1 protein-coding gene is annotated in these 929 nt (G+C 37.1%); it reads right to left on the reverse strand.

What is annotated here, in order from left to right:
- Nucleotides 1–419: 419 nt before the first annotated feature.
- Entirely contained in the window at nucleotides 420–767 is a 348-nt protein-coding gene (rplS, locus tag LRA01S_RS10565; protein WP_061775561.1) for a 50S ribosomal protein L19, read from the reverse strand.
- Nucleotides 768–929: the final 162 nt, after the last annotated feature.

The raw sequence follows: 929 nt of genomic DNA on the forward strand, positions 1-929 counted from the left end.
TTAAAGAGCCATTGGGTGGTTCAGGAGCATTTTTCATGAAAATTTCAGAAGAACCTAAAAGTACTTTTAATGTGAAGTCTGATATAAATAGACCTAGAATAGATTTCGGGCAAAGCGAACCACTTAATGATGATCGATTTTTTTATAGAGCAAGTTAATTTTTAACTTTTCAAATCAATAAAAACATTATTTACTGAAATGTTACCTTGGAAACCGATACTGAAAAACACAGCTTTGTAGTGCTTCTCATAAACTGAATAACTGCTCAAGTAATTTATGCTTGAGTTTTTTGTTATTGCACCGCTTTTTAATTAAAATAAAACTCGCCCCCTTTTGATAAACTGAACTTTCTGAATGACTTAAAAAAATTCCAGACATCAAAAAAACCCCTTATCACATAAGGGTTTCCAGACACCATCTTAACGACGGATTTCTTTAATACGGGCTGCTTTACCTTGAAGGGCACGGAGGTAATAAAGTTTCGCACGACGAACTTTACCGTAACGTACGACTTCAATTTGTTCAACACGTGGTGTGTGGATTGGGAAGATACGTTCTACACCAACACCATTTGAAATTTTACGAACTGTATAAGTTTCTGAGATGCCTTGGCCTTTACGCGCAATAACAACACCTTCAAAAAGCTGAATACGTTCACGAGTTCCTTCGACAACTTTAGCGTGAACACGCACAGAGTCACCAGGACGGAAAGCAGGGATGTCGCTGCGAAGTTGACCTTCATTGATTGCTTCGATTAATGGATTCATTATTATTCTCCTATTCTACTCATCTTAAGACTTACCTAAGTATTCGTGCCCTTGGCACACGCCTCAGCGGATGAGCGGTTTGTATGCGTCCATTACGCACTTTTCTAGTTTACCAAAAAATGGTGGAAATTTCAAGTCTTATTTATTATATTTATCGATACT

Source organism: Pseudolactococcus raffinolactis NBRC 100932 (assembly GCF_001591765.1).
Lineage (GTDB): Bacteria > Bacillota > Bacilli > Lactobacillales > Streptococcaceae > Pseudolactococcus > Pseudolactococcus raffinolactis.

Bases quoted from the DNA above. Each gene is read 5' to 3' on its own strand.
- rplS (WP_061775561.1), bottom strand. From the start codon at position 767: ATGAATCCATTAATCGAAGCAATCAATGAAGGTCAACTTCGCAGCGAC.